Origin of the sequence: Rehaibacterium terrae (genome assembly GCF_014202935.1) — a bacterium.
Lineage (GTDB): Bacteria > Pseudomonadota > Gammaproteobacteria > Xanthomonadales > Xanthomonadaceae > Rehaibacterium > Rehaibacterium terrae.
On the sequence record NZ_JACHHX010000024.1, the window covers coordinates 1 to 21,467 of the forward strand.

At 71.9% G+C, this 21,467-nt stretch carries 20 protein-coding genes; all 20 read left to right on the plus strand.

Going from position 1 to position 21,467, the window contains the following annotated elements; genetic code table 11:
- Positions 1 to 403: 403 nt before the first annotated feature.
- The 20 genes from flhB to cheD all read left to right on the plus strand — a co-directional run bounded on the left by flhB (position 404) and on the right by cheD (position 21,321).
- Positions 404 to 1,537 (plus strand): flagellar biosynthesis protein FlhB, encoded by a 1,134-nt coding sequence (gene flhB / locus HNQ58_RS12535; RefSeq protein WP_183949271.1) that lies wholly within the window; start codon positions 404 to 406, stop codon positions 1,535 to 1,537.
- 54 nt (positions 1,538 to 1,591) lie between these two features.
- A complete protein-coding gene (gene flhA / locus HNQ58_RS12540; RefSeq protein WP_183949290.1) occupies positions 1,592 to 3,619 on the plus strand; it encodes a flagellar biosynthesis protein FlhA in 2,028 nt (675 codons plus the stop codon).
- Positions 3,620 to 3,804: 185 nt separating this feature from the next.
- Positions 3,805 to 5,064: a flagellar biosynthesis GTPase FlhF gene (gene flhF, locus HNQ58_RS12545; protein ID WP_183949272.1), complete on the plus strand. Its 1,260-nt coding sequence runs from the start codon at positions 3,805 to 3,807 to the stop codon at positions 5,062 to 5,064.
- A complete protein-coding gene (locus tag HNQ58_RS12550) occupies positions 5,051 to 5,932 on the plus strand; it encodes a P-loop NTPase (protein WP_183949273.1) in 882 nt (293 codons plus the stop codon). Before flhF ends, HNQ58_RS12550 begins: the two co-directional genes overlap by 14 nt.
- Positions 5,929 to 6,669: an RNA polymerase sigma factor FliA gene (locus tag HNQ58_RS12555; RefSeq protein WP_183949274.1), complete on the plus strand. Its 741-nt coding sequence runs from the start codon at positions 5,929 to 5,931 to the stop codon at positions 6,667 to 6,669. Before HNQ58_RS12550 ends, HNQ58_RS12555 begins: the two co-directional genes overlap by 4 nt.
- Before the next feature lie 37 nt (positions 6,670 to 6,706).
- A complete protein-coding gene (cheY, locus tag HNQ58_RS12560; protein ID WP_183949275.1) occupies positions 6,707 to 7,099 on the plus strand; it encodes a chemotaxis response regulator CheY in 393 nt (130 codons plus the stop codon).
- A complete protein-coding gene (locus HNQ58_RS12565; RefSeq protein WP_183949276.1) occupies positions 7,096 to 7,695 on the plus strand; it encodes a protein phosphatase CheZ in 600 nt (199 codons plus the stop codon). The genes cheY and HNQ58_RS12565 overlap by 4 nt, the downstream gene beginning before the upstream one ends.
- 113 nt (positions 7,696 to 7,808) lie before the next feature.
- Positions 7,809 to 9,581 (plus strand): chemotaxis protein CheA, encoded by a 1,773-nt coding sequence (locus HNQ58_RS12570; protein ID WP_183949277.1) that lies wholly within the window; start codon positions 7,809 to 7,811, stop codon positions 9,579 to 9,581.
- A gap of 144 nt (positions 9,582 to 9,725) precedes the next feature.
- The gene (locus HNQ58_RS12575) at positions 9,726 to 10,466 is read left to right on the plus strand and encodes a flagellar motor protein (RefSeq protein ID WP_183949278.1); all 741 of its coding nucleotides are present in this window, start codon (positions 9,726 to 9,728) and stop codon (positions 10,464 to 10,466) included.
- A 16-nt stretch (positions 10,467 to 10,482) separates the two neighbouring features.
- Positions 10,483 to 11,391: a flagellar motor protein MotD gene (gene motD / locus HNQ58_RS12580; protein ID WP_183949279.1), complete on the plus strand. Its 909-nt coding sequence runs from the start codon at positions 10,483 to 10,485 to the stop codon at positions 11,389 to 11,391.
- Between the two features lies 1 nt (position 11,392).
- On the plus strand, positions 11,393 to 12,163 hold the full coding sequence (locus HNQ58_RS12585) for a ParA family protein (protein WP_183949280.1): 771 nt from the start codon (positions 11,393 to 11,395) through the stop codon (positions 12,161 to 12,163).
- The gene (locus HNQ58_RS12590) at positions 12,160 to 12,969 is read left to right on the plus strand and encodes a chemotaxis protein CheW (RefSeq protein WP_183949281.1); all 810 of its coding nucleotides are present in this window, start codon (positions 12,160 to 12,162) and stop codon (positions 12,967 to 12,969) included. Before HNQ58_RS12585 ends, HNQ58_RS12590 begins: the two co-directional genes overlap by 4 nt.
- A 294-nt stretch (positions 12,970 to 13,263) precedes the next feature.
- A complete protein-coding gene (locus HNQ58_RS12595; RefSeq protein ID WP_183949282.1) occupies positions 13,264 to 13,557 on the plus strand; it encodes an STAS domain-containing protein in 294 nt (97 codons plus the stop codon).
- Complete coding sequence (locus HNQ58_RS12600; RefSeq protein ID WP_183949283.1) at positions 13,550 to 13,918, plus strand: response regulator; 369 nt, start codon at positions 13,550 to 13,552, stop codon at positions 13,916 to 13,918. The genes HNQ58_RS12595 and HNQ58_RS12600 overlap by 8 nt, the downstream gene beginning before the upstream one ends.
- A 66-nt stretch (positions 13,919 to 13,984) precedes the next feature.
- Positions 13,985 to 16,012 (plus strand): chemotaxis protein CheA, encoded by a 2,028-nt coding sequence (locus HNQ58_RS12605; protein WP_183949284.1) that lies wholly within the window; start codon positions 13,985 to 13,987, stop codon positions 16,010 to 16,012.
- 34 nt (positions 16,013 to 16,046) lie between these two features.
- The gene (locus tag HNQ58_RS12610; RefSeq protein ID WP_183949285.1) at positions 16,047 to 16,562 is read left to right on the plus strand and encodes a chemotaxis protein CheW; all 516 of its coding nucleotides are present in this window, start codon (positions 16,047 to 16,049) and stop codon (positions 16,560 to 16,562) included.
- A 198-nt stretch (positions 16,563 to 16,760) separates the two neighbouring features.
- A complete protein-coding gene (locus HNQ58_RS13575) occupies positions 16,761 to 19,328 on the plus strand; it encodes a methyl-accepting chemotaxis protein (protein WP_183949286.1) in 2,568 nt (855 codons plus the stop codon).
- A 14-nt stretch (positions 19,329 to 19,342) separates the two neighbouring features.
- The gene (locus HNQ58_RS12620) at positions 19,343 to 19,852 is read left to right on the plus strand and encodes a chemotaxis protein CheW (protein WP_183949287.1); all 510 of its coding nucleotides are present in this window, start codon (positions 19,343 to 19,345) and stop codon (positions 19,850 to 19,852) included.
- A gap of 6 nt (positions 19,853 to 19,858) precedes the next feature.
- Positions 19,859 to 20,698 carry a CheR family methyltransferase gene (locus tag HNQ58_RS12625; RefSeq protein WP_183949288.1) on the plus strand — a complete coding sequence of 280 codons (840 nt, stop codon included), beginning with the start codon at positions 19,859 to 19,861 and terminating at the stop codon, positions 20,696 to 20,698.
- On the plus strand, positions 20,695 to 21,321 hold the full coding sequence (gene cheD / locus HNQ58_RS12630) for a chemoreceptor glutamine deamidase CheD (RefSeq protein WP_183949289.1): 627 nt from the start codon (positions 20,695 to 20,697) through the stop codon (positions 21,319 to 21,321). Before HNQ58_RS12625 ends, cheD begins: the two co-directional genes overlap by 4 nt.
- Positions 21,322 to 21,467 lie beyond the last annotated feature (146 nt).

The window sequence follows — 21,467 nt, forward strand, 5'->3', positions numbered from 1 at the left end:
CCGCGTACCCGGAGGACAGGATGTCCGAAAGGCGCCGCTCCGGGGGCGAGCCGGATAAGGCGAAGCACGGCTTCGCCCCGGCGAGCGCCAGCACATGGATGTGCTGGCCGGTGGGCGCCACAGGGATGTGTGCTCGCGGGGCACCGTCCGAAGTCGTGTCGGGCAAGCAAAGAAAAGTAACCCGGCCGCCGGCAGGCGGACGGAACATCCGGCCCGAAGGGCCGGCCAGCTCGCGACAAACCCGCAAGCGCACGGAACACCCGGCGCTACGCGCCGGCAGGTCGCGACGAACCCGCAGGCGGACGGAGAAGGAGAGGGTGCCGAGCGGTCGCGGGCTCCGGCGTCCGGCGCCGAGGCCCGGGTCTTGCATCGTCACGGCCGACCCCGCCGGTGACCGCCCGCCATGGCCCAGGAAAACGAAGACGGCCAGGAAAAAACCGAACAGCCAACCGAAAAAAAGCTCCGCGAGGCGCGCGAGCAGGGCCAGGTCGCGCGTTCGCGCGAGCTGGCGACGGCGGCCGTGTTCGGGATGGCCACCCTGGTCCTGGTCGGCTTCGGCGGCTGGATGGCACGGGCGGCGCACGACTGGATGCGGCATGCGCTGAGCATCCCGCCCGGCTTCGCCGAAACCGGACGCGGGCTGGCTCCCCGCTTCGGCGAGCTGCTGCTCGGGATGCTCGGGGCGGTGTCGCCGCTGATCGGCGTCTGCCTGCTGGCCGGCTTCATCGCGCCAGTGGCGATGGGCGGGATCCGCTTCAGCGCCAAGGCGGTCACGCCCGACCTCAAGAAGCTCGACCCGCTCAAGGGCCTCAAGCGCATCTACGGCCGCGACGGACTGGTCGAGCTGGGCAAGTCGATCCTGCGCGTGCTGCTGATCTCCGGTCTGGCGGCGGCGGCGATCGTGACGATCGCGCCGCGTTTCGTCGGCCTGGTCCATCGGCCGATGGGGCCGGCAGCGGCGGAGGGCTTCTGGCTGGTGCTGATGGTGATGCTGGCGATGGGCGGCGGCCTGTTGCTGCTGGCCGCCATCGACGTGCCCTACCAGCGCTGGAGTCACCGCCAGAAGCTGATGATGACGCGCCAGGAGCTGCGCGACGAGTTCAAGGAGACCGAGGGCCGTCCCGAGGTGAAGGCGCGCATCCGCCGTGTCCAGCAGGAGCTGTCGCAGCGCCGGATGATGCAGGCGGTGCCCACGGCCGACGTGATCCTGGTCAACCCGACCCATTACGCGGTGGCGCTCAAGTACGAGGCCGGCCGGATGCGCGCCCCGCGGGTGGTGGCCAAGGGCGTGGACGAGATCGCCCGGATCATCCGCGAGACGGCGGAGCGTCACGCCGTGCCGGTCGTGTCGGCGCCGCCGCTGGCACGCGCCTTGTATCGGCAGGTCAAGCTCGGACAGGAGATTCCCGTGACGCTCTACGCCGCCGTCGCCCAGATCCTCGGTTACGTCTACCAGCTGCGCGCCTGGCGCCGTCATGGCGGGCGCATGCCGGAGCTGCCGGAAGTGCAGCTGCCTGACGACGGGGTGGAGGTCTAAGCGGTGTCGGTGCCGGCGCAACAGGCGCTCGGGGCGGGCCCGCGGCTGGTGGAGATGATCCGCCAGGGCGCCGGCGCGCCGGTGCTGCTGCTGGTCCTGCTCGGCATGATGATCGTGCCGCTGCCCACGCCGCTGCTGGACGCGCTGTTCAGCTTCAACATCGCGATCTCGCTGGTGGTGGTGCTGGCGGTGGTCTACGTCAGGCGCCCGCTGGACTTCAGCATCTTCCCGACGGTGCTGCTGGTGGTCACGCTGCTGCGGCTGGCGCTCAACGTGGCCTCCACCCGCGTGGTGCTGCTCAACGGCCACCAGGGCCCGGGCGCGGCCGGCAAGGTGATCGAGGCGTTCGGCGAGTTCGTCATCGGCGGCAACTACGCCATCGGCCTGGTGGTGTTCGCCATCCTCACCATCATCAACTTCGTGGTGGTGACCAAGGGCGCCGGGCGCATCTCCGAGGTGTCGGCCCGCTTCACCCTGGATGCCATGCCCGGCAAGCAGATGGCGATCGACGCCGACCTCAACGCCGGATTGTTGACGCGCGACGAGGCCATGGCGCGCCGCAACGAGGTGCGCGAGGAGGCCGACTTCTACGGCGCGATGGATGGCGCCAACAAGTTCGTCCGCGGCGATGCCATCGCCGGCCTGCTTATCCTGTTCATCAACATCTTCGGCGGCCTGCTGATCGGCATGATGCAGCACGGCCTGACCCTGGCCGACGCGGCCCGCATCTATGTGCTGCTGACCATCGGCGACGGCCTGGTGGCGCAGATCCCGGCGCTGCTGATCTCGACCGCGGTGGCGATGCTGGTCACCCGCGTCAGCCGCGCCCAGGACATGGGCCGGGCGGTGATCGGCCAGGTGTTCGGCCAGCAGAAGGCGCTGGGCGTGGCCGCCGCCGTGCTGATCCTGATGGGCCTGGTGCCGGGCATGCCCAACCTGGCCTTCCTGAGCTTCGGTGGCCTGCTGGCCTTCGCCGCCTGGCGCATGCATCGGCGCGAGCAGGTGCAGGCGCGGCAGCAGGCCCAGACGACGCCGGTCGAGGCGGCGACCACCCCGGCCGAACTGAGCTGGGACGATCTGGCGCCGGTCGACCCGCTCGGCCTGGAGGTCGGCTACCGGCTGGTGCCGCTGGTCGACCGCAACAACGGCGGCGAGTTGCTGGCGCGCATCAAGGGCGTGCGCAAGAAGCTGACCCAGGAGATCGGCTTCCTGGTGCCGCCGGTACACATCCGCGACAACCTGGAGCTGGCGCCCTCGTCCTACCGGGTGCTGATCCACGGTGTGCCGGTGGCGACCGGCGAGGTCTATCCCGACCGCGAGCTGGCGCTGAATCCGGGCAAGGTATTCGGCAACCTCGACGGCATCCCGGCCAAGGATCCGGCCTTCGGCCTGGACGCGCTGTGGATCCAGCCGGGCCAGCGCGGCCAGGCCGAATCCCTGGGCTTCACCGTGGTCGATCCGGCCACGGTGATCGCCACCCACGTCTCGCACGTGGTGCGCGAGCACGCCCACGAGCTGCTCGGCCACGAGGAGACCCAGCAGCTGCTGGCCACGCTGGCGCGCAGCGCGCCCAAGCTGGCCGAGGACCTGACGCCGAAGAGCCTGCCGCTGGCGGTGGTGGTGCGGGTACTGCAGAACCTGCTGCAGGAGCGGGTGCCGATCCGGCACTTCAAGCGCATCGCCGAGGCCCTGGTCGAGCATGCGACCCAGAGCCAGGATCCCGTCGCCCTGACCGCGGCCGCCCGCACCGCGCTCGGCCGCTTCATCGTCCAGGAAATCAACGGGATGGCGCCGGAGCTGCCGGTGTTCACCCTCGCCCCCGGTCTGGAACGGGTATTGCAGGAGTCGGTCAGCGGCGGCGGGGCGCTCGAACCGGGCCTCGCCGAGCGGCTGCACCAGGGCCTCAGCGAGTGCGTCCAGCGCCAGGAGGCGCTGGGGGAGCCGGCGGTGCTGCTGGTCCCGGGCACGGTGCGCGCGCTGATCGCCAAGCTGGTGCGGCACAGCCTGCCGCAGCTGGTGGTGCTGGCTTACCACGAGGTGCCGGAGGACAAGCGGCTGAAGCTGATCGGCAATGTCGGATGAGGTCGGGAATCGATAATCGGGAGTCGGCAACCGGCGCGCTGGGCCGGGGCCGACGAGGGTAGAGCGATGAATCGGATGGATTTGAAGCGGGACGGAAGCGGGGCGGTCGGGGGTGCCGGTGCGGGGGCCGGGAAGGCGCTTGCGGCTCCCGGCTCCCGGCTCCCGGTTCCCGCGCGGAGCGCAGCATGAGAATCAAACGTTTCCAGGCCCCCGACATGCGCACCGCGCTCCGGCTGGTGCGCGACGAACAGGGTCCGCACGCCGTGATCCTGTCCAGCAGTCACGTCGACGGCGGGGTCGAGGTGGTCGCCGCCACCGATTACGACGAGGCGCTGATGCGCCAGGCCATGCGGCCGGCGCTGGACGTCACCCAGGCCAAACCCGAGGCGCCGGCCGCCGAGCGACCGGCCGGCGACCAGACCCTGCCCGAAGTGCATTGCCGCGCCGTGGCCGGCCCGGGCGCCCGCGCGCGCCGCGAAGAGGCCGCCGAGCGCGCCGCGCTGCGCGCGATCCCGGTGCCGGTGACGCAGGTCGAGGACCCGGCCATCGCCGAGGTCCGCCGCGAGCTGGCGGCGATGCGCGAGATGATCGAGCGCGAGATGGGCCGCTTCGCCGAGGAGCGCCTGCGCGGCGTGCCGGTGCGGGCGCAGGCGCTGGACGAGCTGGCCGCCTACGGCTGCGAGGTGGAGCTGGCGCGTTCGATCGTGGCCTCGATTCCCGCCGACGCCGACCGCGGCCGCGCCCGCGGCCTGATGCTCGGCCTGCTCGCCAAGTCGCTGGTGATCCCCGCCCGCGACCCGCTGGAGCAAGGCGGCGTGGTCGCCCTGGTCGGCCCCACCGGGGTCGGCAAGACCACCACCATCGCCAAGCTGGCCGCCCGCTATGCCGCCGCGCGCAGCCCGCGCGACGTGGCGCTGGTGACCACCGACACCTACCGCGTCGGCGGCCGCGAGCAGCTCGCCACCTACGGCCGCCTGCTCGGCATGCCGGTGTTCGAGGCCGGCGGCGAGCAGGGCCTGCCCGAGCTGCTCGACCGCCTGGCCGACTACCCGCTGGTGCTGGTCGATACCGCCGGCCTGGGCCAGCGCGACCGCGCCCTGGCCGCCCGCTTCAACTGGATGGGCGCCGCACGCCGGCTGCGCAGCTGGCTGGTGCTGCCGGCCAACGCCCAGGCCGAGGACCTGGACGAAGTGGTGCGCCGGTTCCGCTGCGCCGCGCCGGAGGGCGTGATCCTGACCAAGCTGGACGAGACCGGCCGCCTCGGCGCCGCATTGTCGGTGGTGATCCGCCACCGGCTGCCGCTAGGCTACATTGCCGACGGTCAGCGCGTCCCCGAAGACCTCCACCGCGCCGAGGCGCACCGCCTGGTCCTGCGTCTGGGCGAGCTGCGCCGCGCCGCCGAACTGCCCGTGACCACGACGGAGAAAGCCGATGCTGCCGCCTGATGCCGCCAACGACCAGGCCCAGGGTTTGCGCCTGGCGCAAAACGCACCACCCAAGCCGGTACGCGTGATCGCGGTCAGCGGCGGCAAGGGCGGGGTCGGCAAGACTTCGGTCGCGGTCAACCTGGCCATGGCCTTCGTCGAGGCCGGCCGCAACACGCTGCTGCTGGACACCGACCTCGGCCTGGCCAACGTCGACGTGATGCTCGGCCTGTCGCCGCGCTTCACCCTCGCCGACCTGGTCGAGGGCCGCTGCACGCTGGAGGAGACGATCATGGAGGGCCCGAAAGGGCTGGCCATCGTTCCCGCCGCCTCCGGCAAGCGCCACATGACCGAGCTGCGTCCGGCCGAGCACGTCGGCCTGGTGCGCGCCTTTTCCGAGCTCGACCGTCCGCTCGACGTGATGGTGGTCGACACCGCCGCCGGCATCTCCGACAGCGTGCTCACCTTCAGCCAGGCCGCGCAGGACGTGATCGTGGTGGTCTGCAACGAGCCGGCCTCGATCACCGACGCCTACGCGCTGATCAAGGTGCTCTCGCGCGAGCGCGGCGTGCAGCGCGTGCAGGTGCTGGCCAACATGGTCCGCAACACTGCCGAGGGGCGCGAGCTGTTCGAGAAGCTGGCCCGGGTCAGCGAGCGCTTTCTCGACGTGGTGCTCAGCTACATCGGCGCCATCCCCTACGACGACTGGCTGCGCCGTGCCATCCAGCGCCAGCAGTCGGTGATGGAGGCCTTCCCTTCGTCCGCCTCGGCGATCGCCTTCCGCGACCTCGCCAGGCGCGCCGAGCAGTGGCAGGCGCCCAACGGCCCGCGCGGCAACGTCGAATTCTTCGTCGAACGCCTGGTCGCGGGAGGAGGCGCCGTCGCATGATCGCCCACGCCGGCAGCGAATACCGCGCCGTCCAGCGCGAGGCCGCGAGCGACGTGGTCGCCCGCCACGCCGAGCTGGTCCGGCGCATCGCCCATCACCTGGCCGCGCGCCTGCCGCCCAGCGTCGATGTCGACGACCTGATCCAGGCCGGCATGATCGGCCTGATCGAGGCCGCCCGGCAGTACGACGCCAGCCAGGGCGCGGCTTTCGAGACCTACGCCTCGATCCGTATCCGCGGCGCCATGATCGACGAGATCCGCCGCGGCGACTGGGTGCCGCGCTCGGTGCACCGGCGCGTGCGCGAGGCCGCCGAGGCGACCCGCAGGATCGAGCAGCGCGAAGGCCGCGCCGCCTCCGCCAGCGAAGTGGCCGCCGCGCTCGGCATGCCGCTCGGCGACTACCAGAAGCTGCTGGAAGGCGCCGCCCGCGGCCACGTGCTGAGCCTGGACGCGCAGAGCGACGACGGCGGAGAGCCGCGCCTGGCCGCGAGCGAGCCCGCGCCGGAGCGTGACCTGGAACGCAGCGAGTTCCAGGCCGCGCTGGCCGCCGCCATCGCCGGCCTGCCCGAGCGCGAGCAGCTGGTGCTGTCGCTGTACTACGAGCAGGAACTGAACCTGCGCGAGATCGGCGCTGTGCTCGGCGTCACGGAATCGCGCGTGTGCCAGGTCCACGGACAGGCGATGATTCGTCTCCGGGCCCGCCTGGCCGAATGGACCGGCAGCGACGTCATCGAGTAACCGCCACGCAACGAATGTCTCCGGAGTGACTGCCGACGTGAACAAGAACATGCGCATCCTGATCGTGGACGACTTCTCGACGATGCGACGCATCGTCAAGAACCTGCTCAACGATCTGGGCTTCACCAACACCGCCGAGGCCGAGGACGGCGGCTCCGCGCTCACCATGCTGCGCAACGAGCATTTCGACTTCGTGATCACCGACTGGAACATGCCCGGCGTGACCGGCATCGAGCTGCTGCGCGGCATCCGCGCCGATGCCAGGCTGGCCAAGCTGCCGGTGCTGATGGTCACCGCCGAGGCCAAGCGCGAGCAGATCATCGAGGCCGCCCAGGCCGGCGTGAACGGCTACATCATCAAGCCGTTCACCGCACAGACCCTGGAAGAGAAAATCGGCAAGATCTTCGAACGTCTGGGAGCCACCGCGTGAACGACGGCGCCGAACGCGAACGACTGACCGCCTTCCTGCACGCCGCACTCGAGGCGCTGGAAGCCGGCAACGAGGCCGACTACCGCCGCCAGCTCGACGCCATCGCACAGTGGCGCTCGCAGCCGGTGTTCGAGCGCCTGTCGCGACTGGCGCGCGAGCTGGGCGAGGCGCTGGGCGCGCTGCCCAACACCGACCCGGCGATGGCCGAGCTGCCCGACGCCTGTGCGCGCCTGGAGCACGTGGTCAAGATGACCGAGGAAGCCACCCACCGCACCCTCGACCTGGTCGAACACAGCCGCGCCCTGGTCGACCGGCTGGGCCAGGCCGGGCTCGACGCCGAGGCCACCGCGACGCTTGGCCAACTGCGCCAGAGCCTGTCCGAGGTGGCGCTGGCGCAGGCCTACCAGGACCTGACCGGGCAGGTGATCCGGCGCGTGGTCGAGATCGTCGGCCGCGTCCAGCGCACCCTGAACGCCTGCGGCCTGCCACCCGAGCAGTTCGGCGGCAAGCTGTCCGGCCCGGCGCTCAAGGGATTGGACCCCGCGGCCGTTACTCAGAACGACGCCGACGACCTGCTCTCCAACCTCGGGCTCTGAACGGCCGGGACCGGGGCGCCGGGATCCGGGACTCGTAACGGCGGGTCGAGCCGCCGCACCCGCGATGCGGGACGGCGGCCAGCCCTCAGCCCACAACCCTCGACCGAAGCCGCATGTTCCAGCCCGACGACGACATCGCCGCCGACTTTCTGGTCGAAGCGCAGGAGATCGCCGAGCGCCTCGGCGAGCAGCTGGTGGCGCTGGAGCAGGCGCCGACCGACGCCGAGCTGCTCAATGCGGTGTTCCGCGGTTTCCACACCATCAAGGGCGGCGCCGGCTTCCTGAACCTGGCGCCGCTGGTCGATGTCTGCCACGCCGTCGAGGAGCCGTTCAACGACGTGCGTTCCGGCAAGCGGCCGCTCGACGCGGGCTTGTTCGACGGCGCCCAGGCCGCGCTCGACCACGTCTGCGCCATGCTCGACGCGCTCGGCCGCGGCCAGCCCCTGGTGCCGGCCCCGGCCGAGCTGCTGGCGCGGCTGCTGGCCCCGCCGGGCCAGGCCGCGCCGCTGCCGGCGGCGTCCGCGCCCGTGCCGCCGCCCGCTGCCGCCGGCGGCGGCGACGAAATCACCGACGACGAATTCGAGGCGCTGCTCGACCAGTTGCAGGGCAGGGCCGCCGCCCCCGCGGCGCCCACGCCCGCCCCGGCGCCGCGCCCGAACCCGGCTCCCGCCGCTGCGCCATCCACGTCATCCACGTCATCCACGTCATCCACGTCATCCGCGCCCACGCCAGCGCCGCCGGCCGAGACCACGATCCGCATAGACACCAAGCGGCTGGACGCGATCGTCAACCTGGTCGGCGAGCTGGTGCTGGCCCGCAACCGCCTCAAGACCCTGCGCGGCTCGCGCCGCGAGGACGAGCTCGACCGCGCCATCGCCGCGCTCGACGTCACCACCACCCGCCTGCAGAGCGCGGTGATGAAGACCCGCATGCAGCCGGTCGGCCGCGTGTTCGCACGCTTCCCCAAGCTGGCGCGCGACGTCGCCCGCGCGGTGCAGAAGGAAGTCGAGCTGGAGGTGCAGGGCGCCGAGACCGAGCTCGACCGCACCTTGGTCGAGGCGCTGGCCGACCCGCTGGTGCATCTGGTGCGCAACGCCATCGACCACGGCATCGAGGCGCCGGAGCGGCGCGAGAAGATCGGCAAGCCGCGCGCCGGCCGCGTCGTGCTTGCCGCGCACCAGGAAGGCGACCACATCGCCATCGAGGTGCGCGACGACGGTGCCGGCATGGACCCGGAAGTGCTGCGCGCCAAGGCCCGCGACAAGGGCCTGCTCGATCCGGAGGCCGCCGCCCGGCTGAGCATCGAGGAGTGCTACCAGCTGGTCTTCCTGCCCGGCTTCTCGACCAAGGCGGCGGTGACAGACATCTCCGGCCGCGGCGTCGGCATGGACGTGGTGCAGTCGCGCATCCGCGAACTCAACGGCCGCGTCACCATCCAGTCGCGGCTGGGCGAGGGCACCCGCTTCCTGATCCGCCTGCCGCTGACCCTGGCGATCCTGCCGGCATTGCTGGTGCACGCCGCCGAGCGCGTGTTCGCGTTGCCGCTGGCCAGCGTGCAGGAAGTGCTGCCGTTCCGCCCCGACGCGCTGCGCTGGGTCGACGGCCGCGAGATCCTCGACCTGCGCGACGCGCCGCTGCCGCTGCTGTTCCTGCGCCGCTGGCTGGGCGAGCCGCCGGCCGACGCGCATGGCCATGTGGTGCTGGTGCAGACCGGCGAGGGCCGGCTCGGCCTGATCGTCGACCAGGTGCGCGGTCGCGAGGAGGTCGTCATCAAGCCGCTGCCGCGCGCCGTGCGCGGCCTGCCCGGCCACGTCGGCGCCACCCTCACCGGCGACGGCAAGCTGGCCATGATCCTCGACGTCGATGCCCTGTCGCGGGCGGCGTGAGGGCGCGCGGGTCGGTGCAGGAGAGAAGCGAACAGCACTCACGGAGGACGCGGAGAACAACAGCTCCGTGAGTGCTGTTGCCTTTGCTTCTTTCGGCAACCGGTTTCGCTCAAGTCGTGCGCTTCCCGGCCGATACGGTCAGCGATGGATATTCTCAGCCTCATCGGAATGGTGCTGGCCTTCACGGCCATCGTCGGCGGCGCGGTCCTCAAGGGCGCCGGCGCCAGTGCACTGTGGAACGGCGCCGCCTTCGTCATCGTCATCATCGGCACCTTCGCGGCGATCTTCGTGCAGACGCCGATGGCGACCTTCAAGCGCGCGCTGGCGATCGTGGGCTGGGTGTTCAAGCCGCCGATCAGTGACAGCCGCGCGCTGATCGCGCAGATCGTCGAGTGGAGCAGCATCGCCCGCAAGCAGGGACTGCTCGGCCTGGAGCCGGCGGTCGAGACGCAGACCGACCCGTTCATGAAGAAGGGCCTGCAGATGCTGGTCGACGGCATCGAGCCCGAGGCCATGCGGCACATGCTGGAGATCGAGCTGTCCACCCAGGAGCACGTCGACCAGGCCGCGGCCAAATTCTTCGAGGGCATGGGCATCTACGCGCCGACACTGGGCATCATCGGCGCCGTGCTCGGCCTGATGGCGGTGATGAAGAACCTCGCCGACCCGAGCAAGCTCGGGCCCGGCATCGCCGCCGCGTTCACAGCCACCGTGTACGGCATCGGCGCGGCCAACCTGGTGTTCCTGCCGATGGCGAGCAAGCTCAAGGGCATCATCGCCCGCCGCAGCAGCGACCGCGAGATGGCGATCGAGGGGCTGATCGCCATCGCCCAGGGCGAGAACCCGCGCAACATCGAAGCCAAGCTGGCCGGCTTCCTGCACTGAGGGGGCGGCGACGGTCATGGCGCGCAGGAAAGGCCACGAGGAGCACGTCAACCACGAAGCCTGGGCGATCCCCTACGGCGACCTGGTGACGCTGCTGCTGGCCTTCTTCGTGGTGATGTACGCGATCTCCTCGCTCAACGAGGGCAAGTACCGGGTGCTGGCCGACGCCTTGGCCGAAGCCTTCGGCGGCCCGCCGCGCACGATCCGGCCGATCCAGCTCGGCGACATCCAGCCACGCGGTTCGGAGATGGATCGCGCCCCGCCGATGACCAACCTGGGCGCGCGCGGTCCGGTGGCGCCGATGCCGTTGAGCAACTGGACCACCCGGCCGCAGATTTCGCGCAGTCACCGCAGCGGCACCGATGCGGCGGCCGCCGCCATCGACCGTGCCGCCCTGGCGCGCGCCCAGGCCCAGCTCAACGCCATCACCGTGCGCGTCGAGGAGGCGCTGAGCGAGCTGATCGAACGCCGGCTGGTCAAGGTCACGCGCAACCACTACTGGCTGGAGATCGAGATCAAGTCCGACATCCTGTTCGCCAGCGGCGTGGCGGTGCCGCACACGCCGGCGATCGACACCCTGGAGCGGCTCGGCGAGGCGCTGCAGCCGTTTCCCAATCCGCTGCGCATCGAGGGGCACACCGACGACGTGCCGATCCACACCCTGCAGTTCCCGTCCAACTGGGAGCTGTCGGCGGCGCGCGCGGCCAGCGTGGTGCGGATCTTCGCCGGGCGCGGGGTCGAGCCGGCGCGGATGGCGGTGATCGGCTACGGCGAGTTCCGGCCGCTGCGCGACAACGCCACCGCCGAAGGCCGCAACGCCAACCGGCGCGTGGTGGTCGTGGTGCTGGCCACGCCGGACGACGTGCCGGCCGCGGGCGAGACCACCCAGATGGCCGAAACCGACCTGCTCGAGGAGGCAAGCTGACATGCGTATCTGGGCCGTCGCCAACCAGAAGGGCGGCGTGGGCAAGACCACCACGACGCTGGCCTTGGGCAGCCTGCTGGCGCAGCGCGGCCGGCGGGTGCTGATGATCGACCTGGATCCGCACGCCTCGCTCAGCCGCACGCTGGGCACGCCGGCCGATCCGCCGCCGCGCGGCACGCTGGAGCTGTTCGACGAGCCGCCCGCGGGTCTGGCCGAGCTGCGTCGCCCGGCCGGCCGCGAGGGCCTGGACTTCGTCGCCGCCCATGCCGGCCTGGCCACGCTGGAGAAACGCAGCGCCACCCGGCCCGGCCTGGGCCTGGCGCTGAGCCGGGCGATCGAGGCGGCGCGCGGCCAGTACGACCACGTGCTGCTGGACTGTCCGCCGACCCTGGGCGTGCTGATGGTCAACGCCCTGGCCGCCGCCGACCTGGCGATCGTCCCGACCCAGACCGAGCCGCTGGCGCTGTTCGGCCTGGAGGGCATGTGCCGCACCGCGGCCATGATCGAGCGCTCGCGCCAGCGGGCGCTGCCGGTCGGCATCCTGCCGACCCTGCACGACCGCCGTACCCGGGTCGCCCACGACACCCTGCTCGAGCTGCGTGAACGCCACGGCCGGCGCGTCTTCGACGACGTCATTCCGGTCGACACCCGCCTGCGCGACACCGCCTACGTGCTGGCCGCCAACCCGGCCGGCGGACGTGGGCTGATCGCCTACGATGCCGCGCTGCTGTGGCTGCTTGCGCTCGACCGCCCGCTGGAGTCCGCCGCATGAGCAGCGTCAGCGCCCTCGACGACTACCTGGCCGGCCTGATGGCGGCGAAGGCCGCCGAGGCCGTGCCGGCCGACGCGCCGGCCCCGGCACCCGCCGCCGCGCCCGCGCCCGCACCCGCGTCGGCCCCGGCATCCGAAATCGGCGACGACGAGTTCGAGGCCCTGCTCGACGCCCTGCACGGCAAGGGCGGTGCGCCGGGCGGGGCGGTCCCGGCCGACGCGCCGGCGCCGGCCGCCGTCGTGCCGCCGCCGGCCCCGGCGCCCGTGCCGCGCGACGTGCCGGCCGGCCTGCTGGCCGGCGTCGAGGCGGCCAGCTCGCCGTTCGTGCTGGCCGCCGAGGCCGCGCATCACGGTGGCGATGCCGAGCGTCGCCGCCGTGCCGGCGACCGCACCACCGCCTGGCTGCGTTTCGCCCTGGCCGAGCAGTACTTCGCGGTCGAGGTGCTCAAGGTGCAGGAGGTGCTGCGGGTGCCGGACATCCTGCCCCTGCGCGGCGCCGCGCCGGCGATGATCGGCATGATGAACCTGCGCGGCCAGATCGTGCCGGTGCTCGACCTGGCCATGCGTCTGGGCCTGCCCCGGCAGGTGCCGGACGAGACCAGCCGGGTGGTGGTGCTGGAGGAGCACGGCGACACCCTCGGCCTGCTGGTGCGCTCGGTGGCCGATGTGGTGTCGATCAGCGATGCCGCGATCGAGAGCCTGAGCGGCCCGCTGGCGCTGGAGGGGGCCGACGTGATGACCGGCATCGCCCGCCGCGAACGCAGCGTCACCGTCCTGCTCGATGCCCGCCGCCTGCTGCTCGGCTGAGTGGCGGGCGCGGGGTCGCGTCCCATGGCGGGCGGGCCGGGCTGCCGGGGCAGCGCGGCCGACGCCGCGAGAAAGGCCTCAAGGAACCTCTGGACAAGTCCGGAGGTTCCGCGCGCCAAGGATGGCGCGCCTGCGGATCAAGCACGCAAGTGCTTGATCCGGCGGAGCCGAGTCCGGACATGCGCCGGACTCGGCGAGTCTGGGCAAGTCCAGGATGGACTTGCTCAGACCTTCCCTAAAGCTCCGGCCGGAGCTGCCGCTATCTCCCAGGCAGCTTCCCCGTCAGAGGACCCCATGCCCGCCATCGCCCTCGCTTCCGACCTCGGCATCGAACAGTCCGCCGAGCTCAAGGCCGCGCTGGCGCCGCACCTGGCCAGCAAGCGGCCGGTGGTCGTGGATGGCGCCGGTGTGCAGCGCATCCACAGCGCCAGCCTGCAACTGCTCTGCGCCTTCTGCCGCGACCGCCAGGCCGCGGGCCGGAAGACGCGCCTGGAAAACCCCTCGCCGGCGCTGCGCGATGCCGCCCGCATCCTGGCGCTGACGTCCGTACTTGGCTTGTCCGACTCCCCGGAGACCCCCCATGAGTAACCCCCGCATTCTCGCCGTCGACGATTCCGCCTCGATGCGGCAGATGGTCGCCTTCGCGCTGACCTCGGCCGGTTTCGACGTGGTCGAGGCCGAAGACGGCGTGGTCGCGCTGGACAAGGCCAAGCGCGAGAAATTCAGCGCCGTGGTTGCCGACGTGAACATGCCGAACATGGACGGCATCACCCTGATCCGCGAGCTGCGCCAGCTGCCCGACTACCGCTTCACGCCGCTGCTGATGCTCACCACCGAGTCCGGCGCCGACAAGAAGAGCGAAGGCAAGGCCGCCGGCGCCACCGGCTGGCTGGTCAAGCCGTTCAATCCCGAGCAGCTCGTCGCCACCGTGAAGAAGGTGCTCGGCTGACGTCCCGGGCCGCGTCCGGCCCGTATCGCTCCGCACCGAACCGGATCACCGCACCCGAGGCCGCCCATGAGCATGGATCTGTCCCGTTTCCACGCCACCTTCCTCGCCGAGAGCCGGGAAGGGCTGGACGTGATGGAGTCCGGCCTGCTCGCGCTGGAGTCCGGCCGCGCCGACTCCGACACCATCCACGCCATCTTCCGCGCCGCCCACTCGATCAAGGGCGGCGCGGCGACGTTCGGGTTCCAGGCGATGGCGGGCTTCACCCACATCCTGGAGACGCTGCTGGAAGAGCTGCGCTCGAACCGGCGCCCGGTCGACGGCGAGACCATCGCCGCCCTGCTCGGCGCGGTGGACGTGCTGCGCGGCCTGCTCGACGCGGCCGAGTCCGGCGGCGAGAGCGACAGCGCCGCGGTGGCCGCGGTCGGCGCGCGGCTGGAGGCCATTCTCAAGGGCGGGGCCGCCGCCGCGGTCGCGCCGACGGTCGTGGCCGCCGCCGGGGAAAAGCCGCTCGGCTGGAACGTGAGGTTCACCCCGGCGCCGTCGATGTACCTCAGCGGCAACGACCCGCTGCGCATCCTGCGCGAGCTGCACGAGCTCGGCCCGGTGCAGGCCGAGTGCCGGCTCGACCGGCTGCCCGCCTTCGAGGCGCTCGATCCCTACGAGGCCTGGCTGGCCTGGGATCTGCGCCTGGACGCCCCGGTGACGCGCGAGGCGGTGGCCGAGGCCTTCGTCTGGGTCGAGGACGAATGCGAGCTGGACATCACCCCGGTGCTGCCCGAGCGCGCCGCCGCTCCGGCGCCGTCGCCGGCCGCCGAAGCCGTCCCGGCCGCCCAGCCCCCGGGTACGGGCACGGCCACGGCTGCCGGGTCGCCCGCTGCGTCCGCCGGGGCACCAGCCGCGGCCGCCGGCGCGGCAGGCGGCGGCGACAGCACCCTGCGCGTGCAGACCGGCAAGATCGACACCCTGATCAACCTGGTCGGCGAGCTGGTCATCACCCAGTCCATGCTGCGGCAGGTCGGCGCCGGACTCGACCCGCGCGCCCACCAGGCGCTGATGGCCGGTCTGGCCCAGCTCGAGCGCAACACCCGCGACCTGCAGGAGGCGGTGATCGGCATCCGCATGCTGCCGGTCGGCTCGGTGTTCAGCCGCTTCCCGCGCATGGTGCGCGACCTGTCCGCCCGGCTCGGCAAGCAAGTGCGCCTGCGCACCCTCGGCGAGGCCACCGAACTGGACAAGGGCGTGATCGAGAAGATCGCCGACCCGCTGGTGCACCTGGTGCGCAACTCCATCGATCACGGCCTGGAGTCCGCCGGGGAGCGCGTCGCCGCCGGCAAGCCGGCGGAAGGCACCCTGACCTTGAGCGCCTCGCACCAGGGCGGGCACATCGTGATCGAGGTGGCCGACGACGGCCGCGGCCTCGATCGCGACAAGATCCTGGCCAAGGCCCGCGAGCGTGGCCTGGGCATCCCCGACAACCCGACCGACGCCCAGGTCTGGGAGCTGATCTTCCAGCCCGGCTTCAGCACCGCCGACCAGGTCACCGACCTGTCCGGCCGCGGCGTCGGCATGGACGTGGTGCGCAAGAACATCCTCGCCCTCGGCGGCGAGATCGCGATCGACAGCAGACGCGGCATGGGCACCACCATCAGCGTGCGCCTGCCGCTGACCCTGGCCATCCTCGACGGCATGGTGGTCGCCGCCGGCAGCGAGACCTTCATCCTGCCGCTGGGCTACGTGATCGAGGCGATGCAGCCGGCCGCCGACGACATCAAGCGCGTGCAGGGCAACGGCCGCGTGCTGCGGGTGCGCGGCGACTACCTGCCGCTGGTCAACGTGGCCGAGTTCTACCGCCTGCCGGGCGGCGACGAGCGCGACCAGCGCCTGGTGGTGGTGGTCGAGAACGACGGCCGCAAGCTGGCGCTGGAGGTCGACGAGCTGCTCGGCCAGCAGCAGGTGGTGGTCAAGAACCTGGAGGCCAACTACCGCCGCGTGCCGGGCGTGTCCGGCGCGACCATCCTCGGCGACGGCCGGGTGGCGCTGATCGTGGACGTGGGCGGTGTGGCGCGCGCGCTCACCACCGCCCACGCCGCCTGAGCGCAGCCGGGCAATTCACACGGAGAGCAAGACCATGAGCGAGCAGGCACAGGCGGCGGCGGGCACGGCGGAGAACCCCGCCGGCATCGAGATCGCCGAGGAGTACCTGACCTTCACCCTGGGTGAGGAGGAATACGGCGTCGACATCCTCAAGGTGCAGGAGATCCGCGGCTACGACGCGGTCACCCGGCTGCCGGACGCGCCCGACTTCATCAAGGGCGTGATCAACCTGCGCGGCACCATCGTCCCGGTGGTCGACCTGCGCATCAAGTTCCACCTCGGCCAGGCCACCTACGACGCCTTCACCGTGATGGTGATCCTCAACGTCTGCAACCGGGTCATCGGCATGGTGGTCGACGGTGTCTCCGACGTGGTGCGGCTGGCCGCCGACCAGGTGCGCCCGCCGCCGGACCTGGGCACCGCCGTGGACACCCGCTTCCTGCTCGGCATCGGCACCGTCGAGAAGCGGATGCTGCTGCTGCTGGACATCGACGGCCTGCTGCGCAGCGACGAGCTCGGCCTGATCGACGACGCCCAGGCCGTGCACTGACAGGCGGTTGCAAAACCGCTTGCCGGGCGGGCCAGGGATGGCGCGCAGCGCGGGGTCGCCGCCGGCGATGGCTCCGTCGGAAGCGCGTCCGGACAGGTGCCGGACGCGCGACCCGAAGAGCGCACGGAAGAGACGTTGTTCGACGGCTTTCCGGTCGGCCGCGGTGGCGGCCGTCGCCCGCAAAGGGGAGAAACGCAAATGCGAACGGTTCGTTTTCAGGATCTGGAGCGGATGACGGTCAGCGGCCGTCTGGCGCTGGCCTTCGGCTCGGTGGGGCTGGTGGTGCTGCTGGTGAGCCTGGTCAGCTTCGGCAGCCTGTTGGGACTCGGCCGCGCCGTGGCCATGAACGAGCACACCTATCGGGTGATCGCCCTGGCCGAGGGCATGAGCGGCGCCCTGGGAGAGGTGCAGGCCGGCGTCCGCGGCTTCCTGCTCAGCGGTCGCGAGGACTATCTGGAGCCCTACCGGGCCGGCCGCCAGCGCTTTGCCGACCATCGGGCCGAGCTGCTCGGGCTGACGGTCGACAACCCGGCACAGCAGCAACGGCTGCAGGCACTGCAGGTGCCCTTCGAGCAGCTGCTCGAGGTGCAGGAGCGGCTGGTTTCCCTGCGTCGCGATGCCGGCGCGGGCGATCTGCGGCCGGTGCTGGAGGCGTACGCGGCCGGCCATGGACAGGCGCTGGTGACGCAACTGCAGCAGGGGCTGGAGGACTTCCAGGCCGAGGAGCAGGCCCTGCTGGCGCAGCGCAGCCGGCAGGCCGGGGCCGCCGAGACGCGCGGCAAGCGGGCGATCCTGTTCGGCGGGCTGTGCGCGCTGGCGGTGGCGGTCGCCATGGCCTGGCTGTTCCGGCGCAGCCTGATGCGCCAGCTCGGCGGCGAGCCGGCCTATGCCGCCGAGGTGGTCCGGCGGATCGCCGCCGGCGAGCTGTCGGAGCCGGTCCAGGTGCGGGGGGCGGGCGAGTCGCTGCTCGCCGCCATGCGCCGGATGCAGGCCACCCTGCAGGGCTTCATGACCGCGCAGCTGGCGATGGGCCAGGCCCACGAGGCCGGCCAGACCGAACACCGCATGCCGACCACCGAGTTCGCCGGCGCCTATGCCGACATGGCCGCGGCGGTGAACCGGCTCGCCGAAGGCCACCTGCGGGTGCAGGCGCGCATGGTCGAGGTCGCGGCCGCCTATGCCGAGGGCGACTTCCGTCCCGACATGGACCGCCTGCCCGGCCGGCAGGCCGAGCTCACCGCCGCCATGGACCAGATCAAGGCCAACCTGGCGGCGGTCGGCGAACAGATCCTGAGCCTGTCGGAGGCCGCCGGCCGCGGCGATTTCCGCGTCCGTGGCGACGAGGCGCGTTTCCGCTTCGCGTTCCGCGACATGGTCTCCGCGCTCAATCGCCTGATGCGCCAGGCCGACGACGGCCTGAGCGACGTCGGCCGGGTGATGGCCGCGATCGCGGCCGGCGACCTCACCTGCCGGGTCGAGCGTGAGCATCCCGGCGCCTTCGGCGAGCTGGCCGCCAGCGCCAACGCCACCGTCGCGCAGCTGGCGGCGATGGTGGCCGGGATCCAGCAGGCGGCGGAGGCGATCGGCGTGGCGGCGGGCGAGATCGCGGCGGGGAATGCCGACCTGTCGCGGCGGACCGAGCAGCAGGCGGCATCGCTTGAGGAGACGGCCTCGTCGATGGAGGAGCTGACCTCGACGGTGCAGCAGAACGCCGAGAACGCGCGTCAGGCCAATCAGTTGACGATCGGGGCCTCGGAGGTGGCGGTGAAGGGCGGCAAGGTGGTCGAGGCGGTGGTGGCGACCATGGGCGGGATCGACGCGGCCTCGAAGCGGATTGCCGACATCATCGGGGTGATCGACGGCATCGCCTTCCAGACCAACATCCTGGCGCTGAACGCGGCGGTGGAGGCGGCGCGGGCCGGGGAGCAGGGGCGCGGTTTCGCGGTGGTGGCGGCGGAAGTGCGGGCGCTGGCGCAGCGCTCGGCGGAGGCGGCGAAGGAGATCAAGCAGCTGATCGCGGACTCGGTGAACCGGGTGGCGGACGGGACCCAGCTGGTGGACCAGGCGGGCCGGACGATGGTGGAGATCGTGACGGCGGTGAAGCGGGTGGCCGACCTGATGGCGGACATCGCGGCGGCGTCGGACGAGCAGGCGGCGGGGATCGGCCAGGTGAACCAGACGGTGACGCATCTGGACGAGGTGACGCAGCAGAACGCGGCACTGGTGGAGGAGGCGAGTGCGGCGGCGCGGTCGCTGGAGGAACAGGCCGGGCAGTTGCGGCAGGCGGTGGCGGCGTTCCGGCTGGCGGCGGCCGGACAGCCCGTGCCGGCCACGCCGGCCGGTCCCGGCGCGCTGCAAGGGCTGCCGCCGGAAGCGGGGAAGGACCCGCAGATTGCCTCGTTCGAGGACATGATCCGGGCCCATCACCAGTGGAAGCTGCGTCTGAAGGCCTACCTGGAGGGGCATGGCGAGGTGATCGACCCGGCCGTGGCCGGCCGCGACGACGTCTGCGCACTGGGCAAGTGGATCTACGGCAAAGGCCAACGAGTGGCCGAGCTGCCCGAATACCGGTCGCTGCGCGAGGCGCATGCGCGCTTCCACCGCATTGCCGGGCAGGTCGCCGCACACATTGCCGCCGGACAGCGGGCGCAGGCCGAGACCGTGCTCAGCGGCGCCTTCGCCGATGCCACCACCCACACCGTGGCGGCGATCCGCGCGCTGCGGCAGCGGGTGGAGGCCGGCGCTGCGGCGCCAGCCATGGCCTGATCGCGGGGGCGAGCATGCAGGCAGGCGCACAGGATCCGTTCCGCTACCTGAGCTTCCGGCTGGGCGGGAACGAGTACGCCGTGCCGCTGCCGACGGTGCGCGAGGTCTGCGCCTACAGCACGCCGACGCCGCTGGCCGACGCCCCGGACTGGTGGCCGGGCACGCTGGACTGGCGCCGGGAGCGGGTGCCGGTGATCGACCTGCGCCGCTACCTGCACGCAGGCGAGGCCGGCGCCGGCTTCGGGCCGCAGTCGGTGCTGATCGTGCTCGATCTCGGCCCGCAGCGGCTGGCGCTGGCGGCCGAGGCGGTCGGCGAGGTGCTGGAGCTGTCGCCGTCGCAGCGGCTGCCGCCTCCGCCCGGCGACCTCGGTTTCCGCACCGATCATCTGGAGGCGGTGGGGGCGCTCGACGGCCGCCTGCTGATGCTGCTGGCGGTGCCGCGCCTGCTCAGGCCGGCGGATCTGGCGTGGCTGCAGGCACAGCTGGCGGCGGACGTGGGCGGCGATGGCGCCGGGTCGGAGTGAGCACGCATGTCCGCGGAGCGTGCCCGGCGCGAATTCGACTACAGCGAGCGCGACTTCCGTCGCGTCTGCGCGCTGATCCGCGAGCGCGCCGGCATCGCCCTGGCCGACAGCAAGCGCGACATGGTCTACAGCCGGTTGTCGCGGCGTCTGCGCGCGCTGGGCCTCACCAGCTTCCGGGACTACCTCGACCGGCTCGAAGAAAACGGCGGCGACGAATGGGAGGCGTTCACCAACGCGCTCACCACCAACCTCACCTCGTTCTTCCGCGAGCCGCACCACTTCGACATCCTGCGCGAGCATCTGCAGGCGCGCGCCGGCAGGCGCCCGCTGCGGATCTGGTGCGCCGCCGCCTCCACCGGCGAGGAGCCGTGGTCGCTGGCGATCACCGCCTGCGAGGCGTTCGGCACGCTGGCGCCGCCGGTCGAGATCCTCGCCACCGACATCGACACCCAGGTGCTGGCGACCGGCGAGCGCGGCGTGTATCCGCTCGAGCGCATCGCCGGGCTGTCGCGCACGCGCCGCGACAGCTTCTTCCAGCGCGGCACCGGGCCGAACGAGGGTCGCTGCCGCGTGGTTCCGGCGCTGCGTCCGCTGGTGAGCTTCGCCCAGCTCAACCTGCTCGACGCCAGCTACGACCTGAGCGGCCCCTTCGACGCCATCTTCTGCCGCAACGTGATGATCTACTTCGACAAGCCGACCCAGCGCGCGATCCTGGAGCGGCAGATGCCGCTGCTGGCGGCCGACGGGCTGTTCTTCGCCGGCCACTCCGAGAGCTTCCTGCACTGTGCCGACCTGATGAAGCCCTGCGGCCGCACCGTCTACCGGCGCACGGGGGCGGCGGCATGAAACTGCGCCAGGCCCGCATCCACGACCCGGCCGCCGCCGAGCGCTCGCGCGCGGCGCCGCTGTTCTACTACGACAGCGTGCTCGGCAGCGATGCCGCCAAGCTCTTGCCGGCCGAGTACTACGCCACCGGCCAGGACATGGCGCTGGTCACCGTGCTCGGCTCCTGCGTCGCCGCCTGCCTGCGCGACCCGGTGCTCGGCCTGGGTGGCATGAACCACTTCATGCTGCCCGACGGCGACGCCAGCCAGGGCGAGCCGGCGCGTTACGGCAGCCACGCGATGGAGCTGCTGATCAACGCGCTGCTCAAGCAGGGGGCGCGGCGCGAGCGGCTGGAGGCCAAGGTGTTCGGTGGCGGCAATGTGCTCCAGGGCTTCGTGTCGCAGCCGGTGGGCACGCGCAATGCGCAGTTCGTGCGGGCCTACCTCAAGGCCGAGCGGATCCCGGTGCTGGCCGAGGACCTGGGCGGCATCCATCCGCGCAAGGTGTGTTTCTTCCCGGTGTCCGGGCGGGTGCTGGTCAAGCGCTTGCCGCACGCGCATGACGCGGAGGTGCGGGCGGAGGAGAGGGCCTACGTCGAGCGGCTGCGGGCGACGCCGGTGGCGGGCGAGGTGGAGCTGTTCTGATGGGCGTCTTGCGGCCAGTGCTGCGTGACGGCGATCCGGCCGGCGCGTTGCGCCGGGGGTTCCGTCCGCCTGCCGGCGGCCGGGTTACTTTTCTTTGCTTGCCCAAAGAAAAGGTAACCAAAAGAAAGGGCACCCCGGAGCGGCGC

Coding starts and splice junctions, on each gene's coding strand:
- flhA (WP_183949290.1), top strand. CDS start 1,592: ATGATCCGCCAGGGCGCCGGCGCGCCGGTGCTGCTGCTGGTCCTGCTC.
- HNQ58_RS12625 (WP_183949288.1), top strand. CDS start 19,859: ATGTCCGCGGAGCGTGCCCGGCGCGAATTCGACTACAGCGAGCGCGAC.
- HNQ58_RS12575 (WP_183949278.1), top strand. CDS start 9,726: ATGGATATTCTCAGCCTCATCGGAATGGTGCTGGCCTTCACGGCCATC.
- HNQ58_RS12570 (WP_183949277.1), top strand. CDS start 7,809: ATGTTCCAGCCCGACGACGACATCGCCGCCGACTTTCTGGTCGAAGCG.
- flhB (WP_183949271.1), top strand. CDS start 404: ATGGCCCAGGAAAACGAAGACGGCCAGGAAAAAACCGAACAGCCAACC.
- HNQ58_RS12595 (WP_183949282.1), top strand. CDS start 13,264: ATGCCCGCCATCGCCCTCGCTTCCGACCTCGGCATCGAACAGTCCGCC.
- motD (WP_183949279.1), top strand. CDS start 10,483: ATGGCGCGCAGGAAAGGCCACGAGGAGCACGTCAACCACGAAGCCTGG.
- HNQ58_RS12585 (WP_183949280.1), top strand. CDS start 11,393: ATGCGTATCTGGGCCGTCGCCAACCAGAAGGGCGGCGTGGGCAAGACC.
- HNQ58_RS12550 (WP_183949273.1), top strand. CDS start 5,051: ATGCTGCCGCCTGATGCCGCCAACGACCAGGCCCAGGGTTTGCGCCTG.
- HNQ58_RS12590 (WP_183949281.1), top strand. CDS start 12,160: ATGAGCAGCGTCAGCGCCCTCGACGACTACCTGGCCGGCCTGATGGCG.
- cheD (WP_183949289.1), top strand. CDS start 20,695: ATGAAACTGCGCCAGGCCCGCATCCACGACCCGGCCGCCGCCGAGCGC.
- HNQ58_RS12600 (WP_183949283.1), top strand. CDS start 13,550: ATGAGTAACCCCCGCATTCTCGCCGTCGACGATTCCGCCTCGATGCGG.
- HNQ58_RS13575 (WP_183949286.1), top strand. CDS start 16,761: ATGCGAACGGTTCGTTTTCAGGATCTGGAGCGGATGACGGTCAGCGGC.
- flhF (WP_183949272.1), top strand. CDS start 3,805: ATGAGAATCAAACGTTTCCAGGCCCCCGACATGCGCACCGCGCTCCGG.
- HNQ58_RS12620 (WP_183949287.1), top strand. CDS start 19,343: ATGCAGGCAGGCGCACAGGATCCGTTCCGCTACCTGAGCTTCCGGCTG.
- HNQ58_RS12555 (WP_183949274.1), top strand. CDS start 5,929: ATGATCGCCCACGCCGGCAGCGAATACCGCGCCGTCCAGCGCGAGGCC.
- HNQ58_RS12605 (WP_183949284.1), top strand. CDS start 13,985: ATGAGCATGGATCTGTCCCGTTTCCACGCCACCTTCCTCGCCGAGAGC.
- HNQ58_RS12610 (WP_183949285.1), top strand. CDS start 16,047: ATGAGCGAGCAGGCACAGGCGGCGGCGGGCACGGCGGAGAACCCCGCC.